The 24,264-nt window shown below is 70.8% G+C and carries 22 protein-coding genes; 13 read left to right on the top strand and 9 right to left on the bottom strand.

All coding sequences use genetic code 11. The annotated features are described in order from the left end of the window. The first annotated feature begins 5 nt into the window (after window positions 1-5). From cobU to ML01_RS08590, 3 genes are read left to right on the top strand one after another with little or no spacing between them, the layout of a single operon-like run. On the top strand, window positions 6-542 hold the full coding sequence (gene cobU, locus ML01_RS08600; protein WP_058554985.1) for a bifunctional adenosylcobinamide kinase/adenosylcobinamide-phosphate guanylyltransferase: 537 nt from the start codon (window positions 6-8) through the stop codon (window positions 540-542). Then, complete coding sequence (gene cobT, locus ML01_RS08595) at window positions 539-1,594, top strand: nicotinate-nucleotide--dimethylbenzimidazole phosphoribosyltransferase (RefSeq protein ID WP_058554984.1); 1,056 nt, start codon at window positions 539-541, stop codon at window positions 1,592-1,594. The genes cobU and cobT overlap by 4 nt, the downstream gene beginning before the upstream one ends. 13 nt (window positions 1,595-1,607) lie before the next feature. After that, a complete protein-coding gene (locus tag ML01_RS08590; protein ID WP_058554983.1) occupies window positions 1,608-2,210 on the top strand; it encodes a histidine phosphatase family protein in 603 nt (200 codons plus the stop codon). Window positions 2,211-2,215: 5 nt separating this feature from the next. Here the strand turns inward: ML01_RS08590 and ML01_RS08585 are convergent, their stop codons facing one another. Then, window positions 2,216-2,782, bottom strand: a complete 567-nt coding sequence (locus tag ML01_RS08585; RefSeq protein ID WP_058554982.1) for a hypothetical protein — start codon at window positions 2,780-2,782, stop codon at window positions 2,216-2,218. A 440-nt stretch (window positions 2,783-3,222) separates the two neighbouring features. Here ML01_RS08585 and ML01_RS08580 point away from each other — a divergent pair, with 440 nt between their 5' ends. The 3 genes from ML01_RS08580 to ML01_RS08570 all read left to right on the top strand — a co-directional run bounded on the left by ML01_RS08580 (window position 3,223) and on the right by ML01_RS08570 (window position 6,295). Continuing rightward, window positions 3,223-4,197, top strand: coding sequence for a metallophosphoesterase (locus ML01_RS08580; RefSeq protein ID WP_058554981.1), 975 nt, complete (start codon window positions 3,223-3,225; stop codon window positions 4,195-4,197). Between the two features lie 307 nt (window positions 4,198-4,504). After that, window positions 4,505-5,443 carry a DUF808 domain-containing protein gene (locus ML01_RS08575; protein WP_058554980.1) on the top strand — a complete coding sequence of 313 codons (939 nt, stop codon included), beginning with the start codon at window positions 4,505-4,507 and terminating at the stop codon, window positions 5,441-5,443. Between the two features lie 15 nt (window positions 5,444-5,458). Continuing rightward, window positions 5,459-6,295 (top strand): adenosylcobinamide-GDP ribazoletransferase, encoded by an 837-nt coding sequence (locus tag ML01_RS08570; RefSeq protein WP_058554979.1) that lies wholly within the window; start codon window positions 5,459-5,461, stop codon window positions 6,293-6,295. Between the two features lie 82 nt (window positions 6,296-6,377). Here ML01_RS08570 and ML01_RS08565 read toward each other — a convergent pair whose 3' ends face one another. Together ML01_RS08565 and ML01_RS08560 are read right to left on the bottom strand one after the other, a co-directional pair. Beyond that, the gene (locus ML01_RS08565) at window positions 6,378-6,842 is read right to left on the bottom strand and encodes a hypothetical protein (RefSeq protein ID WP_254045179.1); all 465 of its coding nucleotides are present in this window, start codon (window positions 6,840-6,842) and stop codon (window positions 6,378-6,380) included. Window positions 6,843-6,847: 5 nt separating this feature from the next. Next, on the bottom strand, window positions 6,848-7,558 hold the full coding sequence (locus ML01_RS08560) for an SDR family NAD(P)-dependent oxidoreductase (protein WP_058554978.1): 711 nt from the start codon (window positions 7,556-7,558) through the stop codon (window positions 6,848-6,850). 329 nt (window positions 7,559-7,887) lie between these two features. On the opposite strand from ML01_RS08560, the gene lapB reads away from it, so the two are divergent. The 3 genes from lapB (at window position 7,888) to galU (ending at window position 10,800) form a co-directional block, all read left to right on the top strand. Further along, window positions 7,888-9,072 (top strand): lipopolysaccharide assembly protein LapB, encoded by a 1,185-nt coding sequence (lapB, locus tag ML01_RS08555; RefSeq protein WP_371258196.1) that lies wholly within the window; start codon window positions 7,888-7,890, stop codon window positions 9,070-9,072. Window positions 9,073-9,126: 54 nt separating this feature from the next. After that, complete coding sequence (pyrF, locus tag ML01_RS08550; protein ID WP_254045178.1) at window positions 9,127-9,858, top strand: orotidine-5'-phosphate decarboxylase; 732 nt, start codon at window positions 9,127-9,129, stop codon at window positions 9,856-9,858. 69 nt (window positions 9,859-9,927) lie between these two features. Further along, window positions 9,928-10,800 carry a UTP--glucose-1-phosphate uridylyltransferase GalU gene (gene galU / locus ML01_RS08545; protein ID WP_058554976.1) on the top strand — a complete coding sequence of 291 codons (873 nt, stop codon included), beginning with the start codon at window positions 9,928-9,930 and terminating at the stop codon, window positions 10,798-10,800. A gap of 269 nt (window positions 10,801-11,069) precedes the next feature. On the opposite strand, the gene ML01_RS08540 is transcribed toward galU, so the two are convergent. Together ML01_RS08540 and ML01_RS08535 are read right to left on the bottom strand one after the other, a co-directional pair. Further along, complete coding sequence (locus tag ML01_RS08540; protein WP_058554975.1) at window positions 11,070-12,134, bottom strand: GGDEF domain-containing protein; 1,065 nt, start codon at window positions 12,132-12,134, stop codon at window positions 11,070-11,072. A gap of 34 nt (window positions 12,135-12,168) precedes the next feature. Further along, window positions 12,169-12,759: a hypothetical protein gene (locus ML01_RS08535; protein WP_058554974.1), complete on the bottom strand. Its 591-nt coding sequence runs from the start codon at window positions 12,757-12,759 to the stop codon at window positions 12,169-12,171. 241 nt (window positions 12,760-13,000) lie between these two features. On the opposite strand from ML01_RS08535, the gene ML01_RS08530 reads away from it, so the two are divergent. Continuing rightward, window positions 13,001-13,345: a hypothetical protein gene (locus ML01_RS08530; RefSeq protein ID WP_058554973.1), complete on the top strand. Its 345-nt coding sequence runs from the start codon at window positions 13,001-13,003 to the stop codon at window positions 13,343-13,345. Here ML01_RS08530 and trxA read toward each other — a convergent pair. Further along, entirely contained in the window at window positions 13,339-14,199 is an 861-nt protein-coding gene (trxA, locus tag ML01_RS08525) for a thioredoxin (protein WP_058554972.1), read from the bottom strand. The two genes, ML01_RS08530 and trxA, sit on opposite strands and share 7 nt — an antisense overlap. 420 nt (window positions 14,200-14,619) lie before the next feature. Here trxA and trxC point away from each other — a divergent pair, with 420 nt between their 5' ends. Then, the gene (gene trxC / locus ML01_RS08520) at window positions 14,620-15,054 is read left to right on the top strand and encodes a thioredoxin TrxC (protein WP_058554971.1); all 435 of its coding nucleotides are present in this window, start codon (window positions 14,620-14,622) and stop codon (window positions 15,052-15,054) included. 11 nt (window positions 15,055-15,065) lie between these two features. Here trxC and ML01_RS08515 read toward each other — a convergent pair whose 3' ends face one another. Continuing rightward, on the bottom strand, window positions 15,066-16,475 hold the full coding sequence (locus tag ML01_RS08515) for a GTPase/DUF3482 domain-containing protein (protein WP_058555029.1): 1,410 nt from the start codon (window positions 16,473-16,475) through the stop codon (window positions 15,066-15,068). A 116-nt stretch (window positions 16,476-16,591) separates the two neighbouring features. After that, window positions 16,592-18,535 carry a DUF2868 domain-containing protein gene (locus ML01_RS08510; protein WP_058554970.1) on the bottom strand — a complete coding sequence of 648 codons (1,944 nt, stop codon included), beginning with the start codon at window positions 18,533-18,535 and terminating at the stop codon, window positions 16,592-16,594. Between the two features lie 199 nt (window positions 18,536-18,734). Between ML01_RS08510 and ML01_RS08505 the strand changes: the two genes are divergently transcribed. Beyond that, on the top strand, window positions 18,735-19,736 hold the full coding sequence (locus ML01_RS08505) for a hypothetical protein (protein ID WP_058554969.1): 1,002 nt from the start codon (window positions 18,735-18,737) through the stop codon (window positions 19,734-19,736). Then, the gene (locus ML01_RS08500; protein ID WP_254045177.1) at window positions 19,733-20,935 is read left to right on the top strand and encodes an AMP-binding protein; all 1,203 of its coding nucleotides are present in this window, start codon (window positions 19,733-19,735) and stop codon (window positions 20,933-20,935) included. The genes ML01_RS08505 and ML01_RS08500 overlap by 4 nt, the downstream gene beginning before the upstream one ends. A gap of 42 nt (window positions 20,936-20,977) precedes the next feature. Here the strand turns inward: ML01_RS08500 and ML01_RS08495 are convergent, their stop codons facing one another. Continuing rightward, on the bottom strand, window positions 20,978-24,262 hold the full coding sequence (locus tag ML01_RS08495) for an EAL domain-containing protein (RefSeq protein ID WP_058554967.1): 3,285 nt from the start codon (window positions 24,260-24,262) through the stop codon (window positions 20,978-20,980). Between the last annotated feature and the right edge of the window lie 2 nt (window positions 24,263-24,264).

The raw sequence follows: 24,264 nt of genomic DNA, 5'->3' as shown, positions 1-24,264 counted from the left end.
TCTCCATGCATACTTTGATCCTTGGCGGCGTGCGCTCCGGCAAGAGCCGGCTGGCGGAGCGCCTTGCGCGCGATTCGGGCCTCGCGGTGAGCTACATCGCTACGGCGCGGGCGTCGGACGACGAGATGGCCGCGCGCATCGCCGCGCACCGCGAGCGCCGCCCGGCAGACTGGCAGACCATTGAGGAGCCGCTCGCGCTCACCGCGACGCTGCGCGCGGAGGCCGCGGGCGGGCGCTGCATCCTGGTGGAGTGCCTCACGCTCTGGCTCAGCAACCTGCTCTGGGCCGACGACGAGCCGGCGCTGCAACGGGAGCTCGCCGCGCTGCCCGCGCTGCTGCCCGAGCTGCCGGGGAAGGTCATCTTCGTCGGCAACGAGACCAACCTGGGTGTCATCCCCATGCACCCCCTGGCCCGGCGCTATTGCGACCTGGCGGGCACGCTGCACCAGGCGCTTGCCGAGCGCTGCGGCGCCGTCTACTTTACCGCCGCGGGGCTGCCGCTGGTGTTGAAGGGGCCACCCATCGACGGAGTCAATACATGAGTCAAACACCCTGGGTTAGGGTCCCCGCCGCCGCGCCGGACGCAGCCATTGCCGCCGCCGCCGCCGCGCATCAGGCCGAGCTGACCAAGCCCGCCGGGTCGCTCGGGCGTCTGGAGGACATCGCGATTCGGCTTGCCGGGCTGCAACGGCGCGCGCGACCGACGGTCGATCGGGTCTGGATCAGCATCTTCGCGGCGGACCATGGGGTCGCGGCGGGCGGCGTGTCGGCCTTCCCGCAGGCCGTGACGGCGCAGATGGTGGCGAACATGGCCGCCGGCGGTGCCGCCATCTCGGTGCTCGCGCGCGCGATCGGCGCGCCGCTGGAGCTCGTGAACCTGGGCACCGTGGTGCCGGTGCCGGAGCACCCCGCGGTGCGCCACGCCGTCATCGGCCCCGGCACCGCGGACTTCACCCGCCAGCCGGCCATGTCCGACGCCGAGCTCGCCATTGCGCTGAACGAGGGGGCGGCGGCCGTGGAGCGGGCGCTGGCGGACGGCGCCGAGCTCTTCATCGGTGGCGAGATGGGCATCGGCAACACCACCGCGGCGGCGGCGGTCGCCTGCGCGCTGCTGCATGCGCCGCCGCGGACGCTCGCCGGGCCGGGCACCGGTCTCAATGCCGCCGGGGTCGCGCGCAAGGCGGCCGTCATCGAGCAGGCGCTGGCGCTGCATCGCAATCGGCTCGACGACCCCGTCGGCGTGCTCGCCTGCGTCGGCGGCTTTGAGATCGCGGCCCTCGCCGGCGCCTACGTCGCCTGCGCGCAGCGCGGGCTGCCGGTGCTCGTGGACGGCTTCATCGCGAGCGCCGCGGCGCTGGCCGCGATGCGCCTGTGCGCTGGTGCGCAGGACTGGTTTCTGCTCGCGCACTGCTCCGCGGAGCCGGGCCATGCGCCGATCCGCGACGCCCTCGGCGGCGGTGCGCTGCTCGATCTGGGCATGCGGCTCGGCGAGGCCAGCGGGGCGGTGACGGCGGTGCCGCTGCTACGGCTCGCCTGTGCGCTGCACGCGGGTATGGCGACCTTCGCCGAGGCCGGCGTCGCTGGCGGCGCCTGAGGCAGCGCGCCGGATGAGCGGCGACGGCTTGCCGGAGCGCTGCGTGGATCTGCTGCGGCACGGCGAGGTGGTGGGCGGGCCCTGCTTTCGCGGCAGCCGGGATGATCCGCTCACCGAGCGGGGCTGGTCCGAGCTCCTAGGCGCCACGCAGCCCATCGCCGACGGCACCGGCTGGGATGCGCTGCTGTGCTCGCCGATGCGGCGCTGTGCGGACTTCGCGCAGGCGCTGGGGGCGAGGCACGGGCTGCCCGTGACGACGCTGCCGGGGCTTGGCGAGCGCCACTTCGGCGACTGGGAGGGGCTGCCGGCGGCCGCGCTGCCGGCGGCCGATCTCGCCGCCTTCTGGCAGGATCCGATCGGCTTCACGCCGCCCGGGGCCGAGCCCTTCGCGGACTTTCGCGCCCGCGTGCTGGCGGCCTGGGGGCAGGTCCAGACGGGGGCCGGCGAGCGCACGCTGGTGGTCACCCACGGCGGCGTGGTGCGCGTCATCGTGGGCGACGTGCTGAGCCTGCCGGCCACGTCGCTGCTGTTGCTGGAGGTGCCGCACGCCTGCCGCACGCGCATCCGGCTGCCGCGGGGTGCGGGGCTGCCGAGCCTCGTGTCCCATGGCGGCTGAGCCGGTCAGGGATGGGCGAGGTCCGACAGCTCGCTCACGCAATCCTGGCACACGCTGTGGTTTATGCGCGGCAGGTCCTCTCGGCCCAGCAGGTTGAGGCGGACCACGGCGTCCTCGATCTCGGTCCAGCGCCCCGCCATGTTGACCCGCTTGCAGCAACTGCACACGTCGAGGCTGCCGTCGTCGTGCGCGTGCGTGTCGTTGAGGATCGCCTGGGGGGCGCGCCGCTTAATACTCAAGATCTTGCTCGCGAACTCGATTTCGCGCGTCTCGGGATCGAACTGCAAGACCATTTGCATGAAGCGCCGGCAGTCCGGTGCATCGCAGCGGTATTGGTAGCGGACGGGCCCGCGGCCGGCGCGCAGCCGGGCCAGCAGCAGCCCGTAAAGGTAGTGGAGCTCGGGGTTACCGATGAATTCCATCAAAGGCCGACCGACGACATCGGCGGCACTGATGGGCCAGCCGTTCTCCGCGGCGAAGTCGAGCCACTCGTCATTGACGTGGCTGATGCGGCCCCGGGCATCGACTCGGTGCTTGAAGGTGCGGGCGTCGAGTTGCTGAAACAGCTGCATCGATCTCGGCCCGTCATGGGGCGGCTGGGAGCCTTGTCTTGTCGGCCTTAAAGATAGCCCAGGGTGGGGGTCGGCCTATATGGCGAATGCGATGGGGGTTACGGTGCCGGGCGGGCATGAGCTTGCCGGAAAACCACAATCGCAGCAGGCGTAAAGCGCGGTTGCGCTCGTGCTTAACGCTCGGGCGGCACCGATAAGACCCGGTTATGGGCTCGCGCGATGTTGCCGGGTGACATCGTCTGTTAGCCTGCGCCTGTTACCATGACAGTCGCGCGCAGCGCGCTCCTTGAAGTCCTCCTCTCCCCCCTGGGAGAGGTCCGGGGTGAGCGAAATGGTCATGGCGAGCAGCGCCTTTCATCCTCCGGGGTGGCGCTGGTCGCCATGGCCGTTAGCCTGTTGTGCAGACCAGGCTTTGTCCGGCCGCCCGTGCGGAGCACCCCATGACGACCTACGCCCCGACCACCGCCGACTCGCTGCTCAACGCCGCCGATTACGCCGCGCTGGAGCGCCGCCTGGGCCGCGCCCGGCTGCGGCAGCGGCTCAACGCACAGCTATTTCATGTCGCGGGGGAGGCGCACCAGGACGCCTTCTTTCTGGGGCTAGGCCGCGTTGTGGACGTCGACGTGCTGGCGGATCGCGCGGCCCGGCTGCTCGGCATCTACCGCTGGGGCTACCGTAATTTCACCGCCCTGAGGCTGGTGGACAATCGCATCCGCCATCCGCGGCTGCCGCCCGGCCTGGATGGGCTCCGGGTGCTGCAGCTCACCGACCTGCACCTGGACCTGGACCCGGCGCTGGGGCATGCCGTGCGCGAGCGGCTGGCGGGCGTCGACTACGACCTCGCTGTCATCACGGGCGACTTCCGCAACACTACCGATGCCGACCATGGCCCGTCCGTGGCGGAGACCACGACGCTGCTCGCGGCGCTGCGCGGACCGGTCTACGCCGTGCTCGGCAATCACGACTTCATCGAGATCGTGCCGCCGCTGGAACGGGCGGGCCTGCGGTTCCTGCTGAACGAGGTGGCGACGGTGCCCTTCCGCGGTGCCGAGCTGCATCTCGCCGGCGTCGATGATCCGAACTTCTACCGCACGCACGATCTCGCCGGCGTGCGCGATGCGGTCCCGGATGACGGCTTCTCGCTCCTGCTGTGCCATTCGCCGGAGACCTACCGGGAGGCCGCCGGCTTCGGCTTCGACGTGATGCTGTCCGGCCACACCCACGGCGGACAGATCTGCCTGCCCGGCGGGTATCCGCTGGTGCGGGTCTGCGACGCGCCGAAACCCATGCAGGCCGGTGCCTGGCGCTACCGGGAACTGGTCGGCTACACCTCCGTCGGTACCGGTTCCTGCGGCGTGCCGCTGCGCTACTTCTGCCCGCCGGAGATCACGCTGCATCGGTTCGAGCGGGGCTGACGGCGCGCTGGTGCCGTCCGGGGGCAGGGGATCTGGTGTCGGCGATTGGTTGCTGAGTGACGGAGGACGGCAAGGCGCCCTAACCGAGCGACACGTGGGAGGTCCTTCAACACTTGAGCGCCCAGGCGAGACGGCGGACTGTACCACTTGTTGGCGAGGCGTTCGTTAAGGCTTGTCCGAACGCCGATCGGGCGGCGGGGCACAATGCTTGCTTGCCGCTTGCGGTCGGCGCTGCTACCTTGCCGCGTGTTTTTCGACCGGCAGCCAACTGAGCTGCCAGCCGAGCCCATTTTTTTCAGGACCGACGATGGCCACTAGCCTGCTTGCCCTGCTCGATGACATTGCCACCGTGCTCGATGACGTGGCCATCCTGACCAAGGTCGCGGCGCGGAAGACCGCGGGCGTGCTCGGCGATGACCTCGCCGTGAACGCCGAGCAGGTCACCGGCGTGCGTGCGGAGCGCGAGCTGCCGGTGGTCTGGGCGGTATTCAAGGGCTCGCTGATCAACAAGCTGATCCTGGTGCCGGCGGCGCTCATCCTGAGCGTCATCGCGCCCTGGGTGATCACGCCGCTGTTGATCGCGGGCGGGCTGTTCCTGTGCTACGAGGGTTTCGAGAAGCTCTCGCACAAGTACCTGCACCCGCACGCTAGCGATGATCGCCACCAGGAGCTCGCGGACGCGCTGGCCGACCCGAAGGTCGATCTCGCCGCGCTGGAGCGCAACAAGGTGAAAGGCGCGATCCGCACCGACTTCGTGCTGTCGGCGGAGATCGTCGCGATTACGCTCGGCATCGTCGCCGAAGAGGCGCTGCTGACGCGCGCCGTCGTGCTGTCCGGTATCGCCTTCGTGATGACAGTAGGCGTGTACGGTCTGGTCGCCGGCATCGTCAAGCTCGACGACGCCGGGCTCTATCTGGCCAAGCGCCAGGCCGAGGGGCTCTGGTCCGAGCTGCTGCGCCACCTGGGTCGCGCCCTGCTGACGGGCACTCCGTACCTGATGAAGTCCCTGTCGGTGCTCGGCATGTTGGCGATGTTTCTCGTCGGCGGCGGCATCCTGGTCCATGGCGTGCCCGCGCTGCATCACGGCATCGGGCACCTCGCCCACGTGCTGCACGGCGTGCCGGCGCTGGAGGGGCTCTTCGGCCTCGTCGCCACCGGGCTCATCGGCGTTGCCGCAGGCGCCGTGGTGCTCGCGCTCGTCACCGTCGTCGGGCGGCTGCGCGGTGGGCCGGCCAAGGCGGCTTAGCCGGGCCCGACGCCGATGCTGCCGCCCGTCGCGCCGGCCTGGCGGGCGTTCTGTCTGGCCGGCCGGTTCCTGACCCGCTGGCCCTTCCGCGCGCCCGCGGATGCGCCGCCGACCCTCTACGGCGAGGCGGCGCCGTACTTTCCGCTCATCGGGCTCCTGCTCGGCGCCGTGCTCGTGGCGTTGGCGCAGCTCGCCTGGGCGCTCGGGCTCGCTGCGTCGCCCGCCGCGGGCGTCGTCGCGGTGCTGCTGCTCGGCGTCTGGGTCTGGTCCACGGGTGCGCTGCACCTGGATGGGCTCGCCGACTGCGCGGATGCCTGGGTCGGCGGCATTGGCAGCCGGGAGCGCACGCTGGTCATCATGAAGGACCCGCACATCGGTGCCATCGGCGTCGTCGTGCTGGTGCTGGCGCTGCTCGGCAAGCTCTCGGCGCTCGCCGCGCTTTTGGGCCTCGCCAGCGGCGCGGCGCCCGGCACGGACGGGGCACCGGCGCTGCTGTGGCTGCTGCTGTGGCTGCCGATGCTGGCCCGGGCGCAGATCCTGCTGCTTGCGCTCACCACGCCGACGGCGCGGCCCGAGGGGCTCGGCGCCGTGCTCGGTGCGCACCTGCCGCGGCGGGCCGGCTGGGTCGCGGGCATTGCTGCGACGCTGGTCGCCTTGGCGGGCTGCGCGCTCGCGTCCGGGCCGGCGGCCCTTGCCGCCGGGCTCACCGCGGTGCTGGTGCTGTGGGCCTGGCGCCGCACGCTCTGTCAGCGGCTCGGCGGCTACACCGGCGATGGCGTCGGCGCGCTGGTGGAGATAACCGAGACGCTGGTGCTGATGGTCGCCGTGCTGGCCGTCGTCGCGGGTCGCTGAGACGCCTCCCGCGAATGACGCCGGCTTTCTACAAGGACTCCTCTGCGCTCACTCCTCTGCGCTCACTCCTCGCGCCTCGCTCTCAGCGCCGAGCGGCCAGCGCCTCCATGGCGGCGTCGTAGCGGCTGCGCAGCTCGTCGCGCAGCCCCGCGTCCTTCGCACCGGGGCAGCCGCCGAGGTCCCGCAGGCGGTCCAGAAAGTCCTGCTCCATGCGCTCGCGGGCGGTGCGATAGTAGCCCTCGGGGAAGTAGTCGTCGAGCACATCGAGCACCGTCATGCGGTAGTTGCTGACCAGCTCCTTGTTCAGGTTCTCGGTGTGGCGGCCGGCCTGATCGCTGCGGCAGCGCGCGTTGTACAGGTCGCTCTCGAAGGCCACCTCCACCGCCTCCACCAGCAGCGCACGATCGGCATCCGTCAGCAATGCCTCGTCGAACGCGGCGGTGGTGCCAGCGAGGGATGCCCCGATGAGCAGCGCGCAGCCGCATAGCAGGCGGCGGCCAGGGCCGCCAGGGCGGTAACGGCGAGAGCGGTTCAGGGTGGGGAGCACGATATTCAACTGCGACCGTACACTGGCACTGCGGCCCCGCTGATGCAGCGGGCGGCCTTGGATGCGAGGAACAGCATCACGTCGGCGAGTGCATCCGGCGGCACCCAGCTCGCGTGGTCGGCGTCCGGCATGGCGGCGCGGTTCTGAGGCGTGTCGACGGTGCCGGGAAGGATGCAGTTGACGTTGATGTCGAGCTCCCGAGTCTCCGCGGCGAGGCTCTCGGTCAGGGATACCACGGCGGCCTTCGACGCGCAGTAAGGTGCCATGTTGGCTTGGCCCTTGAGCGCGGCGCGCGCGGCGACGTTGACGATGCGCCCGAAGCCGGCCTGGCGCATCAGCGGCAGTACGGCGCGGACCGTGTGGAAGACCGAGCGGGCATTCAGGTCCAGCATCAGGTCCCAGGTGGCATCGTCGGTGGCATCAAGGGTCGGACCCATCGTGAAGCCGCCGGCGATGTTGGCGAGCAGGTCGATGCGCCCGAAGCGCGCATGGACCGCGGCGATGGTGCCCTCGACGGAGCCCGGGTCCAGCAGGTCGACGCCGAAGCTTGCGGCGGTGCCTTCCGGCAACTGGCTCACCATCTGGGCCATGGCGTCGGCGTCGCGGTCGAGCAGTGCGACGGTGGCGCCGGCGGCCGCCAGCTTGCGGCTCAAGGCCGTACCCAGGTTGCCTGCGGCGCCGGTGACGACGGCGACTTGGCCTTGCAGCTCAGTCATGGACGCTTCTCCTGGTCTGATCAGATCCGGTGCGGTGCTAGCCTGCGGGGCTAGCCTGCGGTGCTAACCCAGAGAGTTGTGGGCGGAGCGGCCCGAGCTAAACCGTGCCGACGCCCGCGGGCGCACAATGCGACGCCCGAAGACTCTTTGTATGATACCCGCATGATGCGAGCCGATACCGAAGCCTCGGCGGGCGGATGTGCCGATCCGCGCTGCCGCTTGCTCCTGCGCCCCCCGTGCGGGCCGGCGCTCGCGCAGGCCGCGGCGGCCGGCCCATCCCGGCGGGCTGGCTGGCGGGCGCCGGTGCCGGTGCACCGGAGGCTGGCCTGATGGAATGGCTGTTCCTGCTGCTGCCGTTGGCGGCGGCCAGTGGCTGGCTGATCGGGCGGCGCGATGCCCGGGGCGCCCCGGGTGGGGGTCGCGAGCCCATCTTTTTTCGCGGCCTCAACTATCTGCTGAACGAGCAGCCGGACAAGGCCATCGACGTGTTCCTGAAGCTCGCCGAGGTGGATCGCGAAACCATCGAGACGCATCTCGCCCTGGGCGCGCTGTTTCGTCGCCGGGGGGAGGTGGACCGCGCCATTCGCATCCATCAGAACCTGGTGGCCCGGCAGAGCCTGGACGAGGGCGCGCGCGGTCTGGCCCTGTACGAGCTCGGTCGGGACTACCTGCTGGCAGGCCTGTTCGACCGCGCGGAAAGCCTGTTCAAGGAGCTGGTTGAGCGGAGCCTGCAGCAGCGGCGCGCGCTGCGTGGCCTCATTGAGATCTACCAGGCGGAAAAGGAGTGGCGCAAGTGCATCGAGACCGCGCAGGCCCTGCAGCGCATCTCCGACGAGTCCGTCGCGACCGAGATCGCGCAGTACCATTGCGAGCTGGCCGAGCAGTGCCTGCGCGATGGCCAGAGGGAGCGGGCGCGGGCGCACCTGCTGGACGCCCAGGCCATCGACCCCGACTGCATCCGTGCGACCATGGTGCAGGCGCGCATGGAGATGGCCGCCGCTGATCCGGAAAGCGCAGCGCTACTGTACCGGCGGATCGCGCAGCGGGGCCCCCGCTATCTGCCGGCGATGCTGCCGGGGTTGCTGGAGTGCTGGCGCGCGCTCGGGCGCGACTCCGCCATGGCGGAGCTTGAAGCGCTGTTCGAGCAGCATCCGTCGCCGCCGCTGATGCTGCGGCTCTGCGACGCCATCGAGGCCGAGCGGGGCGTCGCCGCCGCGCGGGGCTTTCTGAAGGACTATCTTAGCCAGCGGGCAGATCTGTCTGGCGCCGAGCGCCTGCTGGCGCTGCGCATCCCTGCACAGCAACATGCTGCGTCCGTGGAGGATCGCGTGCTGCGCGAGGTGATCGCGCACCAGCTTGCGCTGAACCCGGCTTACCAATGCGACCATTGCGGCTTCGAGGCGCGCGAGCTGCACTGGCAGTGCCCAAGCTGCAAGCGCTGGGGCACCATCAAGGCGGTGGAGCCGGAGCCCATCGCGGCGCCGCCGGTCCTGCGGCAGCGCAAGATTGCGTGAGCGTCAGACCGACCATAGCAACGCATGAGGCATGCAGATGACAGGATTCCCACAGTGACCGGGCACGGCGAGCCACGCATCATCGTCGCCCTCGACTTCGCCGACGTGAGCGGGGCAGAGGCGCTGCTTGCAGCCCTCGATCCGGCCCGCTGCCGGGTCAAGATCGGCAAAGAGCTGTTCACGCGCGCAGGGCCTCGCTTTGTCGAGCGTGCCGTTGGCGCCGGCTTTGGCGTCTTTCTCGACCTCAAGTTTCACGATATTCCGAACACCGTCGCCGCGGCCTGCGATGCCGCCGCGGACCTCGGCGTCTGGATGGTCAACGTGCACGCCCAGGGCGGACCGGCCATGCTCGCCGCGGCGCGCGAGCGCCTCGCGCCGCGCACGGTGCGACCGCTGCTCATCGCCGTCACGGTGCTCACCAGCCTGGAGGCGGCTGATCTCGCCGCCATCGGCTGCCCGGGCGAGCCCCCGCAACGGGTGCTTCTGCTCGCGGAGCTCGCCCGCAACGCGGGGCTCGACGGCGTGGTCTGCTCGCCGCAGGAGGCCCGGGCGCTGCGGGCGAGCTGCGGCGCCGATTTCCGGCTCGTGACGCCCGGCGTGCGCCCGGCGAGCGCCGAGCGGCATGATCAGAAGCGTGTCATGACCCCGGCCGCCGCCGTGGCCGCCGGCGCCGACTATCTGGTCATCGGCCGGCCCATCACCGCGGCGGCGGACCCGCTGGCCGCGCTCGCGGCCATCGAGGCGGACCTCGTAGCGCCGCTGCCCGACGCCGCCGTGTCCGCCTGAGCGCGGCCACGGCGCAAGCCGCAGGTCGGCACCGACCTGCACGATAAGCAAGACCGACCAGGAGTCGACATGGCGAAAATCCGCAAAGCGGTGTTTCCGGTGGCGGGCCTCGGCACGCGCTTTCTGCCGGCCACCAAGGCAAGCCCCAAGGAAATGTTGCCGGTGGTGGACAAGCCGCTGATCCAGTATGCCGCAGAGGAGGCGGAAGCCGGCGGCGCAGAGCATCTGATCTTCATCACCGGACGGCACAAGCGCTCCATCGAGGACCACTTCGACAAGGCCTACGAGCTGGAGGCGGAGCTGAAGGAAGCGGGCAAGCACAAGCTGCTCGAGCTGGTGCAGAACGTGCTGCCGGCCCACGTGAACTGCATCTTTCTGCGCCAGGCGGAGGCGCTCGGCCTGGGCCACGCGGTGCTCTGCGCCAAGCCGGTGGTGGGCAACGAGCCCTTCGCCGTCATCCTGGCGGACGACCTGATCCGCAACGACGACAAAGGCGTCGTTGAACAAATGGCCGAGGTGTTTGATCGGACCGGCGCGAGCGTGCTGAGCGTGCAGGAGGTGCCGCCTGGTGAGACCGACAAGTACGGCATCGTCGCCACCGAGCCGCAGCCCGACGGCACGCTCAGGGTGGTGTCCATCGTGGAGAAGCCGAAGCCCGCCGACGCGCCGTCCAACCTCGCCGTGGTGGGCCGCTACCTGCTGACGCCGACCATCTTTGACAAGCTGGAGCAGACCACGCCGGGCGCCGGCGGCGAGATCCAGCTCACCGATGCCATCGCGGCGCTGCTCGAAGATGAGCCGGTGATTGCCTATCCGTTCGCGGGCAAGCGCTACGACTGCGGCAGCAAAGAGGGCTATCTGGAGGCGACGGTCGAGTACGCGCTGTCCCACCCGGAGCTTGGCGAGAGCTTTCGCGCCTACCTCAAGCAGCTCGCGCTGTAGCACAGTCGGGTCGCCCGGGAGGCGCTATCGCGGCGAACGCAACATCGAAGGGCCGAGGGCCGAGGGCCGAGGGCTCGGGATCGGGATCGGTTGGCACTCGGTTCGATTTCGATCCCGAACCCGATCCCGACGCGCCTCGCCAGTCCGACGTCCAGTTGCCCGCTTGACGCGCAAGTCAATGAAGGGCCAACGGCCGAGCAGGGCTCCCTTGGCCCTTGGCCCTTGGCCCTTGGCCCTCGTGCCTTCCCCCTTGGCCCTTCCCCCTTCCCCTAAGCCGCCTGGAACCCCGGATAGCTGGACATCCGGTTGCGGCCCGCCTGCTTGCTCGCGTACAGGGCCTTGTCTGCGTGGTTCAGCAGGTCCTCGACATCGCCGGCCATCACCGGGAAGGTGGCGAGTCCGATGCTGACGCTGACGCTGATACGTCCCGTCGGCAGCTCCAGCGGGCATGACGCAATGCGTTTCAGGAGGCGCTCGCCGGCGTGCCGCGCCGCCTCCTCGGAGGCGGAGGGCAACAGAACGGCGAACTCATCGCCGCCGTAGCGGGCAACGATGTCGTTGGCGCGCACGGAGGCCTTGATGGCGTTCGCGACGCTGCGGATGGCCGCACTGCCGGCATCGTGGCCGTGCTGGTCGTTGATGGCCTTCAGGTTGTCGATGTCGATCATCAGGAGCGACAAGGGCTCGTCCAGCGCCCGCGCGCGGCGCTCCAGCCGCGCCAGCGCCTGGTTGAAGGCGCGCATGTTGTTGACGCCGGTGAGGGTGTCGGTCTCCGCGAGCCGCTCTACATAGGCGCGCGCGAAGCCCAAATCCGCCGCCAGCAGCGAGGTCACGTAGGCAACCAGCACGAAAGGCGCGAAGTGCAGCATCAGCGAGCTGAAGATCTCGTACTGGAAGATCTCCGTGCCGTTCACGGAGTAGGCGGCGAGCAGATAGAAGCTGGTAATGAGCGCGAGCTCCAGCAGCGTGATGACCTTGCCCAGCGTCAACGCGCTGAAGATCACCACCAGCAGGAACAGGTTCATGAGCGGGCTGTCCACGCGACCCGTTTGCCAGACGGCAACGGCGTTGAGCCCGAGCATGGCCCAGGTCTCGATGGTGAACTTCCACCGGGCCGGCAGCGTGAACAGGTTGGCGTAGCGAAAGCCCACGACGAACAGGGCATACACGGACGCTGAGGCCAGGATCACCAGCGGCTGCGCCACCGGCTCGTCGGGCAGCGTCATGTACACGAGTATCAGCACCAGCAGGAGCCATTCCGTCTCCGCCAGCGTGCGGTTGAACCCCTTGAGCTCGATGGTGCCGGCGCGTTCCTCGGCGTTGCGCAGGGACATGGCGCTGTGCGTCTCCCGGTTATCGCCGTCACATTCAGCCGAGCAGGGCCTTCTCCAGCTCGTCGAAGTCGATGGCATCCAGATAGGCCTCGAGCGTCTGTTGATCGACGCCGCTGCCCTCCACCTGCACCTGTATGCGCGTGCCGACCATCAGCAGGATGCGGCTCGCGGCCCCGTCGCGCAGCTCCAGCACACCCCGGTAACCGCCGCGGGTGTAAGGCGAGCTGCTGGGATTGGCCTGCATCAGCGTGCTCAGCATCGACAGCACGGGTGAGTCGGCCGTGATGGTGAGGGTCACCGTGGCGTTGTCTTCCGTCCTACGATAGCCGCGCGCGAGGGTCGTGCCCGTGAACATGGCCGCAATTCCACCCGCGTCGCTGACCGGCTCGTCGGCGCTCCAGCCCGGCAGGGGCGCGGGCAGCAGGCCCAACTGCTCGGTTTTGAGCTTGTCCTTGATCTGCGCGATGGCGAACTCGAGCGCCTGCATGGCCACCTGCTCGTCACCGGCGGCATAGGCGCGCTTGGCGGCGTCGATCTGGTCCGTGACGGGGTCGGCAAGCAGTTCTGCCGGGAAGAGGGCTGCGGCGAGCGCCGCAGCGCGGACGAGGGGCGTCAGGCAGGTCATGGGCCGGCTCCGTTGGAGGGCTGCGATGCGATCATGCACCGCGGCTGCCCGGCGAATTGTAGTGGAATCCGCGGCGCAGGACGATGTGTAGGGACCTGACGTGAACCCGGAATCCGGCATGGACTGGGAGCGCCGGCTTTCAGCCGGCTTCGCGTGCCGGGGGCTCAATGCCCCCGGCGCGCGATCTGCATCGTGGGAGCCGGGCGGTTGGCCATGCCGCGCTGCCGGGCCGACACCGCGCATGTGGCCTCTTATCGGCCCGGACGCCGCCGACGCGGCATCGAGCCGCGTCGGCGGCGAGCCGGCTGGAAAGCCGGCGATCCCGGTCACCGGCGCCGGCTCGGACTGGGACCGCCGGCTTTCAGCCGGCTTCGCGTGCCGGGGGCTCGATGCCCCCGGCACGCGATCTGCGGCGCGGGAGCCGGGCGGTTGGCCATGCCGCGCTGCCGGGCCGACACCGCGCATGTGGCCTCTTATCGGCCCGGACGCCGCCGACGCGGCATTGAGCCGCGTCGGCGGCGAGCCGGCTGGAAAGCCGGCGATCCCGGTCACCGGCGCCGAGCTCTACCAGCCGCGGCATCAATAAAGCAGCCGGGAGAGTCTGGCACGGTAGCTCGCGACCAGCGGATCATCGCCGAGCAGGTCGAAGATCATGACCATGCCCTTGCGTGCGGCGTCCTCGCCGTAGCCGCGGTCTTTTTGCATCAGCGTCAGCAGGTTGTCGAGCGCGTCCTGGTACTCGCCGGCGATCACCTGATGCGCGGCGAGGCCGTAGCGCGCCTCGCTGTCCGCCGGGTCGGCGGCCAGGCGGGCTTCGCAATCCGCCCGCGGCGGTGTGCTCGCGGCGGCCTGTGCGAAGGCCACCTGGCCGCGCAGCCGCGCCACCTCGGGGTCGGCGGCGAGCTCGATGGGCGTGCGCTCGAGCCGCTCCGCGGCGGCGGCCGCGTCGCCGCGGGCCAGCGCGAGCTTGAGCTCGGCGATGAAGAGCTTCGCATTGTCCGGGTCCCGGGCACTGACCTCGGCCAGCAGCGCCGCGGCGCCGTCGAGGTCGCCCGCGAGCATGCGCTGGGCGGCGTCGGCGAGGCGCTTGTCGGTCTCGCTCTCGACATGGCGGGCCAGGAAGTCGCGGATCTGTGCTTCCGGCAGCGCGCCCATGAACTGATCCACCGCCCGGCCGCCCTTGAACAGTTGCACCGTCGGTAGGCTGCGGATGCCGAAGGCCGCCGCTAAGCCCTGTTGTGCCTCGGTGTCGACCTTGGCCAGCACGAAGGCGCCGGCGAGCTCGTCCGCGAGCTTGGCGAGGATCGGCATCAGCGCTCGGCAGGGCGCGCACCAGTCGGCCCAAAAATCCACCAGCACCGGCCGTTGCATGGAGCCGGCGATGACCACTTGCTCGAAGTTGCTCTCCGTGACTTCGATGATGTAAGGCGAGTCGGCCATGGCGGTCTCCGGGTTGGGTGGCAACGGGTTGGGTGGCAACGGGGTGGGTGGCAACGGGGTGGGTGGCAAATGGATAGCTGGCAACTGCGCTGGCCTTGGAAAATAATTGGTCAGCCGGGGCGATTCAACCCGGCCGGCGGCTCGGGCACGCACCGGCGCCAGCAAACTGCCGCCCCGGGCCGGCGCAACACTAGCGAGGCGAGGCCTCAGACCGACCAGGGCGCGGAGCGTCGTCTTGCGCAGCCCGCTCGTTGCCGCCGCTGAACCAAGGGCCAAGGGCCAAGGGCCGAGGAGGGCTCCCTTGGCCCTCGGCCTTCGGCCCGATTGCCCTCAAGCGCCTTGGCGCCATGAAACTTGACTCATCTGCAAGCATTTGGTGCCGTCAAGCCATCTAGTGCAACACTATTAGGAGGACACGCCATGGCCGAATCGCTGCACGTCGTCTGCCCGCATTGCGATGCGGTAAACCGCCTGCCCGCCGCACGCCTCGCCCAAGGACCGGCCTGCGGCAAGTGCCATCGGCCGCTGTTCGACGGTCATCCGGTGGCGCTGGACGAGGGTCGCTTCGAGCGGCACCTCGCCCGCGGCGACCTGCCCATGCTGGTGGACTTCTGGGCACCCTGGTGCGGCCCCTGCCGGGCGATGGCGCCGGCCTTCGAGGCGGCCGCGGCGCAATTGGAGCCGCAGGTTAGGCTGGTCAAGGTCAATACCGAGGAGGCGCAGGGGCTCGCCATGCGTTTCGGCATTCGCAGCATCCCGACGCTGGCGCTCCTGCGTGGCGGCAGCGAGGTCGCCCGCACCGCCGGCGCCATGGACGCCGGCAGGCTGGTCGCCTGGGCGCGGCAACTGCTCTGACGCCGCTGCGGCTAGATGCCGACGCGCGCGTCGATGTCGCTGTGCGAGAGACCCTGCAGGATCGTGACCACGATGGCGCGGCTCTGGTCCTCGTGCGGGGTCTCCTTGCCGCGGCGGGCGGCAGTGAAGAACCGCGCCAGCGTGCGGTGGTCCTCCGCGCTCAGTTCCTCGGTGAAGCCGCGCTTGTGCTTGATGTCGCGTTCCGGCACCCGGTTCGGGGCCGTCTCGTCTGCCGCTTGGCGGCCGTGGGACCAGTTCATCGCCCGCGCCGCGTAGAGGATGATCCGGTCCAGCAGCACGAAGGGGAAGCGCGGGTTCGTGACCGGTCCCATCGAGAAGCGCTCGACGCCGAGCGTGCGCTGGATGTCGATCTTGGCCAGCGCCGCACCGCCGAGCACGCCGAGCGCGCCGCCGACGAGGCCGCCGATGAGGGCACCGGTGCCGAAGGAGAGGCCGCCGAGACCGAGGTCGATGACGCCGCCGGACACGGCACCCGCCGCGGCGCCGGCCATGGCGACCTGGCGCTGACGCAGGCCGAGCGCCTCCTCGACCTCCTCGGAGAACAGATCCTTCGCCAACAGTGAGGTCGCCGGGACGTCCCAGACGTTGTGGCGGAAGTGGGCGCGGATGCGCTGCTGGGCCTCCACCTCCAACTGGCGGAGCGCCTGCTGCAGGGCCTCCGTGAGCTGTTGCTTGATGGCCTCGCGGTGGTCGTCCGACTCGATCTCGTCAACCTTGACGATGCGCGTGACGCGCTTGCTCAGCGCCTCTTTCATCAACTGGATGATGGTGTCCGTGCTCTGCTCGATGCGCCGCGCCCAGTCCTCGCGGAAGGCGCGGATGGTCTCCTCCAGCATCGGCTCCCAGCGCTGATCGATCGCCTTGAGTGCCCCCAGCAGCGCAATGCGCTCATCATAGGTAGCGCGGTGGGCGTTGAACTCCCGCACCGAGTTGAAGGACTTGTTCAGTGCGTCCTGCCAAGCCGGCATGTGTTTGTTGACGTTGCTCAGATTGTTCAGGATCGCCATGCGTGGGCGCCCGGTGAGCCGCAGCAGTTCCATCTCGGTGCGGTCCTTCTCTTTGATGCGCTTGGAGCCGTCTACGACCAGGATGATCCCGGCGCCCTTCGCCACCGGGCGGAGCAACGCGCAGTCGTGGCTGAACATCGGATTGTCGCCGTGAGCGGCGAGGAAGGCCCCGGCTAAGTCCGTCTCCTCGGCGTGCGCCTGGAACCACTCCAGCACGTCGCTCGGGTTCTGGAAGCCGGGCGTATCGATGAAGGTCATCACGGTTCGACCGTCGATGATGACCGGGTATTCATCGGTGGTGGTCGTGGTGCCGGCACGCTTGTCGATGGCGATGCGGTCGTTCTCGGTCAGCGTCGCCACCACCGAGGATTTGCCGGCATTCGGATGGCCCATGATCGCGAGCACGGGGGATTCCACGCCGGTGTCTGCGGCGCGTGCCGGCTCCGGCCTGTTGCTCCGGCGCTTGGGGCGTGGCTGCCGGTCGGTCTGCACGCGGCTTGCGGTAGCCATCAGTCGGTCTCCTCGGCGGGGCCCGCCAGCATCTCCAGGCGGAGATAGGGATCGCCAAGCTGTTCCACTTTGCGCTGCCAGTCCTGGTAGTCGAACGCCGACAGCGGCGGCAGCGGGTCTGCACCCTCGGGGTCGCCCACCAACAGCAGCAGGATCTGCGCGTGCTCGCCGGCGGCGGCCCGCAGCGCGCGCAGGAAGCGCAGGCTTTCGGTGATGGGCGGCTGTGAGCCGTCGGCCAGCAGGGCGACCCGTGCCGGCGGCGCCCGCCATTGTGCACCCTCAACGATGGTGAGCGCCTGCTTGGCCATGCCGCTGCCGCCGCCGTAGGTGGCCGATGTCGCCACCCGCCAGCCGGAATGCTGGTGCAGCAGCCGTTGCAGGCGCTCGTGATCGCGCTGATCGAGCACGTCCGCGACGTCCACGTGCAGCAGCAGCACGCAGGCGTCGGCGGCGATCTGCGTGCCGCTTGCGCGCACTGCCGTGGGCTTGACCGGTGCCGGTGCCGCGGGCCGGGGCTGCGGCGGGGCCGGCCGTGTCGGCTTGGCGGCCGGCGTCGGCTCGGCGGGCGCGTCCGCGCTCGCGGGCGTGGTTGGAACCACAGGCCTGGTCGCTGGCGGCCTGGGCGCCGGCGCCGCCTGGGCGGCTGGCTTGGTCCCGGGCTTGGGCTCCGGCTCGGGCTCGGCGGGTGGTCGTGCCGGTGCCGCGGGCGCCGCTGATGGCGGCGCGGCGCGCGGCGCGCTGACCGGCTTAAGCGGCTCCGGGATATACATCTCCGGCCCGTGGCCGGGATCGCCCGCGGTTTCGAGCTGCGGCGTGACCATGCGCGCGTACAGCGCCTGTGTGCGCTGGTGCGTAAAGGGCAGCCGCGCCAGCGTGCGGCGCTCCGTGAGCGCGGAGAGGCCGAGCATGACGAGCCGTGGCAGGAGCCCGTAGGTGAAGACGGACAGCACCAGGAACCAGCGCCACGAGCGCAGGTGCTCCGCGTTCATGATGAACAGCGGGTCCTTCAGGCTGATGCGCGTGCCCTGGACCTGCTCCAGCGTCGGCACGCCGACGCCTTCGCCGAACAACCAGCTCCACGGCAGCGCGATAATGTGAGCGAAGGTGTGGATTGTGCCCGGCTGCACGTTCAGTGCCGAGCCCCAGCCGAAGGCGAGGTCCGTGAACCACTCCAGCGAGATGGTGGCGAGGATGGCGCCGACGTTGAAGCCGATGCCGAACAACTGCGCCGGGATCAGCATCGGCAGGTAGGCCGCCGGCCCGTAGAGGGCGAAGTGGCCCATCAACATGCCCTTGCGGGCCTCGGCCTTCTCGCGCAGGTCCGGCGGCAGATGCGCGAGGCGCTGGCGCTGCACCCAGCGCGCGGCGGTGCTGAACAGCGGCTTCATCAGGTGGCTCAGAAGCGACAGATCCTGCACCGCTGTCTGCACAGCCTTGGTGCGCCGGCTGTACCAGGCCGCCGCGGTGCCGGCGACGAGCAGCACCTGCACGATGACCAGGATGAACACGTACCAGGATACGTTCACCGCCCGGTCGCCTTCGTAGTGGAGCAGGGCGGAGGCGACGCCGATGCCGGCCACAACGCCCAGGATCGCGACCAGAACGGCGACGAGCCGCTGGCCGCGGGCGAAGGCGGCGCCCGGCAGCAGCGCCGCGAGCTCCGGGTCCTCGGCGCCGCGCCGGATGCCCAGCCAGCGTCGCAGTGCCTGACTGCGGTGCTTCGGGCTATGCTCAGGCGCGCTGATGGCGGGTGCGATGCGTTCCCGGTAGAGCCGGCGGTCGCGCTCGGTGAGGCGCTTGCGCTCGGCGGGGTCGGTGCGCAGCGCCTGCTCGTCGCGGTCGACGTAATAGTCGAAGTCGAGCAGGTCCGGCAGCCGCCAGCGGCCGCTGTCGGGCTCCGCGGGCGCGGACTCGGGGTCGAAGCGGTGGGCTGCGGGTTCCATGTTGGCGTCGCGGCGGGCACTGCGGGCCGGCGGTGACCGGCGGGTTGGTATCTTGTCGGCGCCGCACCGGTGGGCGGCGGCGCCGGGGGTAATTCAAGGCAGCACGTTATACCCGCCTTCGCCGGCCAATCAAGGCCGGGAGTCGATGCCGGGTGCGGCTTTGGGTGACGCCAGAGGCGCGAATGAGGAGTTTATGTCGATGAAGCAGCCGAAGCGAACAAGCAGCCGGCACGCCGTCGGGCCCGACGCACTGTTGCAGGCACTGGAGCCGGGCGCCGACGAGGCGCTGCTGCATCAGGCCCTTGCCCATGCGCACTACCGGCCGGTCGCCCAGGCCGCGGCGCTGGCCGCCGACGGCCTGCACTACGCGCTGGAGCCCGCGCTGATGGAGGCCTTCCGCCGCTTTGCGGCGCTGGACCACAAGCGCGACCCGGGCTGCATCGCCAAGGGCGCCCTCGCGCGGGCGCTGGTGGCCCTGGACAGCCTTGATGCGGCCTTCTTCCGCGACGGGCTCAAGCTGCGGCAACTGGAGCCGACCTGGGGCGAGTCGGTGGACACCGCGGGCGACGTGCGCGCGAGCTGCGCCATGGGCCTGGCCGCGAGCGGCGACACCGGCGCGCTCCTGGACCTCGTGGACTTGCTTGTCGATCCGGAGCACCGCGCCCGCAGCGGCGCCGTGCGCGCCATCGGCTGCACCGAGCCCCGTGCGGCCAGCGCGGTGCTGCGCACCAAGGCGCTGCTGGGCGACGCCGAGCCCGAGGTGACGGGGGAGTGCTTCCGCGCCCTGCTGGCCGTGGACGCGGACGGCGGACCGGGCTTCGTCGCGCGCTGGCTCGACGGCGCGGGCGGGGTGGAGCTTGCCGAGCTCGCGGCGCTCGCCTTGGGCGAGTCGCGTCTCGACGCCGCCGTGGCGGCGCTGCGGGCGCGCTGGGAGGCGGAGCCGTTCCGCCGGCCCTGGCACCAGGTGCTGCTGCGGGCCGCGGCGCTGGCGCGCTCGGACGCCGCACTCGCCTGGCTGCTGGGCCTCGCCGCGGATGCTGACGCCGGCACGGCAAGGCAGGTGGTCGAGGTGCTGGCGGTCAATCGGCACCAGCGCCGCGTCGCCGACGCGCTCCGCACGCGGCTCGCGACCCGCGGCGATGCCGCGCTGCTCGCCGCCTTCCGGGCCGAGTTCGGCAACGCGGCGGAGGCCGACCCATGAGCCCCATGAGCCAGTGCCTGCTTGCGCCCTGGTGGCGGGGGGACCTGATCGAGTCGCTGCTGGCGGACCTCATTGCCGATGAGCGCCAGCGGCGCTTGTCGGACATGCCGAGACCGGCCCGGTCGGGGCTCGCCGCAGAGGACATTGACGCGCTGCTCGGCCTCGACTCCATCGACCTGCTCGACATCGCCACCGCCGTGTCCGTGCGCTTCGGGCTCCATCACCACGGGCTCGACCCGCGCCTGCTGGCGGAGCGCCGCCTCGGGGCCTGGGCGGAGGCGGTGATCGAGGCGCGTCGCCGCGACGATGCGGACATCGCCTTCTTCACGTCCGGCTCCACCGGCCGGCCGAAGCGCTGCGTGCACCCGATGGCGGCCCTGACGCGCGAGGTGGAGCACTGGGCCGGGCTCCTCGACGGGCGGCGCCGCGTGCTGCGCGCGGTGCCCTGCCATCACATCTACGGCTTCCTATTCGGCCTGATGCTGCCGGCACGGCTCGACCTATCAGTGGTGGATGTGCGCGACGGCCTGCCCGCCGGCGTGCTCGCGCGTGCCGAGCCCGGCGACCTGCTGGTGGCCCATCCCGGTTTCTTCGCGCTGGCGGCCGACCTTGACGGCCGCTGTGCGGAGGACGTCATCGCCGTCACCTCCACGGGCCAGTGTCCGGACTTCGTCTGGGCAGCCGTTGCCGAAGCCGGTATCGCGCGCATGCTGGAAGTCTACGGCTCCAGCGAGTGCGCCGGCATCGGCAGCCGCTGGTCCGCTCATGAGCCTTTCGAGCTCTTGCCCTGGTGGGTGCCGCAGCCGGGCGCGGCGGAGCGCCTGCTCCGGGCCGACGCCGAGCCTTGCGCCGCCGCGGACCGCTGGGCGTGGCTGGACCGACGCCGCTTCTGCGTGCACGGCCGGCTGGACGGCGCCGTGCAGGTGGCCGGCGAGAACGTCTTTCCGGGGCGCGTGCGCGATGTGCTGCTGTCCCACCCGGGCGTGGCCGACGCGGCGGTGCGGCCCTTCGGTGCGGGCATTGCCGTCCGGCTCAAGGCCTTCGTCGTGCCGTCGGACCGCGGCGCCGACCACGCGGCGCTGCACCAAAGGCTCGTGCCCTGGCTCACCGAGCGGCTGCGGCCCGCCGAGCGTCCCCGGCGCATCGACTACGGCGCGGCGCTGCCGCGGACGCCGGCGGGGAAGCCGACGGACTGGTGAAGAAGGTGCTGGGAGATAGATGCTTGGGGCTAGGGCTGGCTCCTAGCCACTGCTTTTCGGCTGCCACCCGCCGCTCAACGCCTGCTCCGGCGGCAGCGGCTTGGACCAGAGGTAGCCCTGGCCCCAGTCGCAGCCGAGCCGGCGCAGCGCGTCCAGCTCCGTGATGCGCTCGACGCCTTCGGCCACGACGACCTTGCCCAGCGAGTGCGCCATCGCGATCATGCCGGCGACGAGCCGCTGATCCTGCGCGCCGGTGATGTTGCGCACGAAGCCGCGGTCGATCTTGATGGTGGCGATGTCGAGCTCCCGCAGCGAGGCCATGGAGCTGAAGCCGCTGCCGAAGTCGTCGAGCGCGATGCGGATGCCGCCCGCGGTGAGCAGGCGCAGCGACTCGCGCACGCTCTCGGTCATGCGCAGCAGCAGGCCCTCGCTGATCTCGAGCTCCAGGCGCGCCGGTGATACGCCGGCGTCGTCCAGCTCGTCGAGCAGACCGCGCGCGAACCAGCGCGCCTCCAGGTCCGCGGCGGACAGGTTCACGGCCAGCGTGGGCTGGCTGGCGCCCGCCGGCGTGTTGCGTAGCAGGGCGATGGCGCGCCTCAGCACCGCCGTGGTGACCGCGCGGAGCAGCCCGTTCTGGCGCGCGGCGTCGATGAAGTCTTGCGGCAACAGCAGCCGACCGTCGCTGGTGCGCCAGCGGGCGAGCACCTCGTAGCGCGGGTCGCCGTTGGCCGCGGCGATGGGCACCTGGGGCTGCAGCAGGATCTCGACGGCGTCCTCGGCGCGCCGGCCGAGCACGTCGCGCGCGACCTCGAGCCGGGCCAGCGCGCGTTGCTGCAAGCCGCTGTCGAAGGCGCGCACGCAGTTGCGGCCCGCGTCCTTGGCCTGGTAGAGGGCCATGTCCGCCTGTTTCAGCAGCTCGGTGCCGGAGGAGCCGCCGTGACCGAGCGTGATGCCCATGGAGACGGTGACCGAAAAGCGGTCGTCGCCGACCAGGATGGGCGTGCGAAAGGCGGCGACCACACGCTCGGGCATCGCGTCCAGCGCGTCCTCATGGCCGGCGGGCAGCAACAGCGCGAACTCGTCCCCGCCCAAGCGCGCGACGACGGCGCTGTCCGGCAGCGCGCCGACGATGCGTCGCGCCGCGGCCGCGAGCAGGATGTCGCCCTTGTCGTGGCCGAGCGTGTCGTTGACGGTCTTGAAATGATCGATATCGAGCAGCCCGACCCCGAACATCCCGCCGGTGGCCGCCGCCTGGGCGATGGTGTCGGCGAGGATCTGCCGGCAGCGCTCGCGGTTCGGCAAGCCGGTCAGGCCGTCGCGCAGGGCCAGCACCTCGAAGTGGGCGGCGCTGGCGACAATCACCTCCTGCGTCAGGCTGCGCAGCGCCGCGGCGATGCCGAGCTCGACGGCGGTCCAGGGCTGGGCGTGGTGGGTGCGGGTCTCGGTCCAGACCCGGAAGCTGCGCCCGGGCCAGCCCAGCGGGTCGCCGTCCGGCAGCGGCAGCGCGTCCGGGGCGGAGCCCCAGCGCACCTCATAGGTGCTGCGCTGGCGCCCGAACAGCATCACGTAGTCGTCGGACGGTCCGATGAGCACGGCAATGACGCCGGCGAGCCGATCGGGGTAGGCCGCCGCGGCCTCGAGCTCGCCGGACAGGCAGTCGGTGCTCCAGACACCGCCGCCGCGCCCGCGCAGGAAGCGCAGCAGGGTGCGTTGCTCATCGGCGCCGAGGCCGTTGGCGCTGGTCTCCATCAGCGGCGTGTCGCCGTGGTAGATCTGCACGGAGTCGGCCGCGAATAGCTCGCGCAGCAGCCGTTCGTTGCCGACGAAGCCCTGCGGAAAGGGCTTGTGCAGGTCGATGCGGCCGATGATGCCGTTCACGGCCGCCATGCCGGCCTCGCGCGACTTGAGCAGCGCGTACTCGTCGAGCAGCGCGATGCGGGCGGACACGAGCGTCGCGAGCTCGACGAGCCGGCGGCGCAGCGCCACGGTGACCGGATGCGGCCGGCGGTGATGGCAGATGATGAGGCCCCAGAGCCGCCCGCCGCAGGTGATGGACAGCGACAGGCTGCCGTTGACGCCGAAGCGCTCCAGATAGGCGCGGTGCACCGGCGAGTGGGCGCGCAGTTGCGCCGCGCCGATGTCGATATCGGTAGGCGGGAGGTCCTGCGCCAGGAGCGGGATCTCGGCATGATCTCGGCTCGGCATGTAGCGCAGCGGCATCTCGGCGTAGAGCGCCCGGGCTTGCCGCGGGATGTCCGCCGCCGGGTAGCGCAGGCCGAGCACCGAGGGCAGCGTGTCCTCCGCCAGGGACTCGGCGATGACGATGCCGTCCCCGTCCGGCTCGAAGCGGTAGGCCAGCACCCGCTCGAAGTCGCTCAGGTGGCGCACCGCCTGCACCGAGCGCGCGCAGATCGTGCCCACGTCCGGCAGGGCCATCAGCTCCTGGGCGTAGGCGGTGAAGTCGAAGCCCTCAAGGCGCGCGTCGGAGTCCATCTCGGCGTGCGGCTCGATCTCAAGCAGCAGCCGGCCGCGCCAGGGCGTGAGCAGCAGGTCCAGGGCCAGGTCCGGTCGCAGCGGCTGCGGCAGTGTGCGGAAGGCGCGCGGGCAGAAGGCGTCGGGATCTGCACGCTTGGTGGCCACGCAAGTCGCGAGCCCGCCGTCGCCGGCCGGCAGCAGGGCGGCCAGCTCTGCGCCGAGGGCGGTCTCCGGCAGGACGCCCAGAAAGCGCTCGGTATTGGCGCCGGCGGCGATGACCCGGAGCGACGTCGCGTCGAGCACGAGCAGGCAGCCGAAGGGCTGCAAGGTCGCAGAGGTCCCAATCCGCTCCGCCTCGCAGGCGCTGAAGTCAACGGACCGCGCGCTGCGCGGGGCGCCTGCGGCGTCGCCGTACTTGTCCAACAGCATCGCTTCGCCCGCGCTCGCGTCGCGGGCCGGCAGGTACTCCAGCGGCGAGACGATGACCCAGTATTCGCCGGCGCGCTCGGCATCGCGCATGTGGATGCGCACCCGTACCGGCTGCATGGCGAAGTCGTAGATGAACTCGAAGCTCGTGTTCAGCGCGCCGGTGAGCACGCCGCGGCGGAAGCGGCCGTAGAACTCCGGCACGGCGGTGCAGGGCGCCACGTCGCGAAAGAAGTGCCGGCCCAGCACCTGCTGCGGCGCGCGGCCCGTGAGCGAGGCCTGCGCGCGGCTGTAATACAGGATGCGGCCGTCGGCATCGACTCGGATGGCGCCGATCGGCAGGGCGTCGAGCTCGGCCTCGGTCATCGCGTCCAGACGCGAGGCGTCGTGGACGTCGACGCTGAGCGCGTGCGACTTGACCGACATTG

The organism is Thiohalocapsa sp. ML1 (assembly GCF_001469165.1).
GTDB lineage: Bacteria > Pseudomonadota > Gammaproteobacteria > Chromatiales > Chromatiaceae > Thiohalocapsa.
The sequence above is the reverse complement of the archived record's forward strand: the minus strand, read 5'-3'. Positions and strand labels throughout refer to the sequence as shown.

Excerpts from the sequence above, each read along its gene's own strand:
- lapB (WP_371258196.1), top strand. The coding sequence starts at position 7,888 with ATGGAATGGCTGTTCCTGCTGCTGCCGTTGGCGGCGGCCAGTGGCTGG.
- ML01_RS08510 (WP_058554970.1), bottom strand. The coding sequence starts at position 18,535 with ATGGAACCCGCAGCCCACCGCTTCGACCCCGAGTCCGCGCCCGCGGAG.
- trxA (WP_058554972.1), bottom strand. The coding sequence starts at position 14,199 with ATGGCCGACTCGCCTTACATCATCGAAGTCACGGAGAGCAACTTCGAG.
- cobT (WP_058554984.1), top strand. The coding sequence starts at position 539 with ATGAGTCAAACACCCTGGGTTAGGGTCCCCGCCGCCGCGCCGGACGCA.
- ML01_RS08585 (WP_058554982.1), bottom strand. The coding sequence starts at position 2,782 with ATGCAGCTGTTTCAGCAACTCGACGCCCGCACCTTCAAGCACCGAGTC.
- ML01_RS08580 (WP_058554981.1), top strand. The coding sequence starts at position 3,223 with ATGACGACCTACGCCCCGACCACCGCCGACTCGCTGCTCAACGCCGCC.
- ML01_RS08500 (WP_254045177.1), top strand. The coding sequence starts at position 19,733 with ATGAGCCCCATGAGCCAGTGCCTGCTTGCGCCCTGGTGGCGGGGGGAC.
- ML01_RS08540 (WP_058554975.1), bottom strand. The coding sequence starts at position 12,134 with ATGTCCCTGCGCAACGCCGAGGAACGCGCCGGCACCATCGAGCTCAAG.
- ML01_RS08590 (WP_058554983.1), top strand. The coding sequence starts at position 1,608 with ATGAGCGGCGACGGCTTGCCGGAGCGCTGCGTGGATCTGCTGCGGCAC.
- galU (WP_058554976.1), top strand. The coding sequence starts at position 9,928 with ATGGCGAAAATCCGCAAAGCGGTGTTTCCGGTGGCGGGCCTCGGCACG.
- ML01_RS08575 (WP_058554980.1), top strand. The coding sequence starts at position 4,505 with ATGGCCACTAGCCTGCTTGCCCTGCTCGATGACATTGCCACCGTGCTC.
- cobU (WP_058554985.1), top strand. The coding sequence starts at position 6 with ATGCATACTTTGATCCTTGGCGGCGTGCGCTCCGGCAAGAGCCGGCTG.
- ML01_RS08515 (WP_058555029.1), bottom strand. The coding sequence starts at position 16,475 with ATGGGCCATCCGAATGCCGGCAAATCCTCGGTGGTGGCGACGCTGACC.
- ML01_RS08560 (WP_058554978.1), bottom strand. The coding sequence starts at position 7,558 with ATGACTGAGCTGCAAGGCCAAGTCGCCGTCGTCACCGGCGCCGCAGGC.
- ML01_RS08495 (WP_058554967.1), bottom strand. The coding sequence starts at position 24,262 with ATGTCGGTCAAGTCGCACGCGCTCAGCGTCGACGTCCACGACGCCTCG.
- ML01_RS08570 (WP_058554979.1), top strand. The coding sequence starts at position 5,459 with ATGCTGCCGCCCGTCGCGCCGGCCTGGCGGGCGTTCTGTCTGGCCGGC.
- ML01_RS08530 (WP_058554973.1), top strand. The coding sequence starts at position 13,001 with ATGTGGCCTCTTATCGGCCCGGACGCCGCCGACGCGGCATCGAGCCGC.
- ML01_RS08535 (WP_058554974.1), bottom strand. The coding sequence starts at position 12,759 with ATGACCTGCCTGACGCCCCTCGTCCGCGCTGCGGCGCTCGCCGCAGCC.
- trxC (WP_058554971.1), top strand. The coding sequence starts at position 14,620 with ATGGCCGAATCGCTGCACGTCGTCTGCCCGCATTGCGATGCGGTAAAC.
- ML01_RS08505 (WP_058554969.1), top strand. The coding sequence starts at position 18,735 with ATGAAGCAGCCGAAGCGAACAAGCAGCCGGCACGCCGTCGGGCCCGAC.